This is a genomic window from Saccharopolyspora taberi (genome assembly GCF_039534165.1).
In the GTDB taxonomy this organism is placed as follows: Bacteria; Actinomycetota; Actinomycetes; order Mycobacteriales; family Pseudonocardiaceae; genus Saccharopolyspora_D; species Saccharopolyspora_D taberi.
Map to the genome: position 1 here is coordinate 1 of NZ_BAAAUX010000049.1, position 1,130 is coordinate 1,130.

Sequence of the window (1,130 nt, forward strand, 5' to 3'; positions counted from 1 at the left end):
CTCACAACTCGACCCCCTCGGGCGTGTCGCCGTAGGCCACGCAGGAACCCCGGAAACGCCGCTTTCCCCGTAAACACCTGGGTTTACGGGGAAAGCGGGATAACCTGCAACCCCGGTAACCCCTAGGCTGCAACCCCATCAAGCCAGGAAACCCATCCAACCCAAGGGTTTCTTGGAACACAGGGGATGATGTTCCCGCCGGCATCAAGCGACAGCGAAGGATCCAGCATGGCCAAAGTGATCACCAACGCCAACCAAAAGGGTGGCGTTGGCAAGTCGACCACGACTATCAACCTCGCCAGAGCAGCCGCTGTACAGGGCAAACGCGTACTGGTCGTGGACTTCGACGCCCAGGGCAACGCGACGTCCGCGATCGTCAGAGATCCCCTCGAACGCGACGAGATGGGCGAGATCGTGCAGATCACCGTCGCGGACGCCATCATGCCGCGGGCCACCGTCACGCTCGAAGAGGTGGTCGTGCCGTCCATCTGGGACGGCATCGACCTCGTTCCGTCTGGTACGCCGCTGGCTGCGGTGGAGGAGATGATCATTCCGGCGCAGGCCCGGGAGTTCAAGCTCGCGAACGTCCTCAAGCCGCTGCTGCCGAATTACGACCTGGTGCTGATCGACTCTCCGCCGAGCCTCGGGCAGCTCACGGTGAACGCTTTGACCGCCTCTGAACAGGTACTTGTCGTTACGCAGCCCCAGCAGTGGTCGGCCGACGGGATGGCCGAGCTCGCGAAAACGGTGACGAATGTGCAGACCTACTTCAACCAGAAGCTGACGTACGTGGGCGTCCTGGTGAACATGTGGCAGGGCACGACCGAGGAACGGGCGACGAAGCGGAACAAGCAGGTCCTGGCTGACATCGAGGAGTACTTCGTCGAGGCCCCGCTGCTGAGGCCGTTCATCCCTTTCAGGACGCACATCGGCGAGGCGGTCGACGAAGGCATCGGGTTGGACCAGTGGAAGACGGTTCCGATGCGGATGATCGCCGAGGACTACGCGACCCACGTGAACACGATCATGGCTGGCTGACATGACTCAATCCCAGGGAACACAGGAAACCCCCGTTACCCCGGAAACCCAGGGGAATCCGGAAACCCCAGCAACGACATCAACGGGCCAGT

Annotated in this window: 1 protein-coding gene; it reads left to right on the top strand. The window is 62.0% G+C overall.

Annotated features, from left to right (window positions below):
• The first annotated feature begins 228 nt into the window (after nucleotides 1-228).
• Nucleotides 229-1,038, top strand: coding sequence for a ParA family protein (locus ABD691_RS33540; protein ID WP_344686399.1), 810 nt, complete (start codon nucleotides 229-231; stop codon nucleotides 1,036-1,038).
• The last annotated feature ends 92 nt before the right edge of the window (nucleotides 1,039-1,130 follow it).

Coding starts and splice junctions, on each gene's coding strand:
- ABD691_RS33540 (WP_344686399.1), top strand. CDS start 229: ATGGCCAAAGTGATCACCAACGCCAACCAAAAGGGTGGCGTTGGCAAG.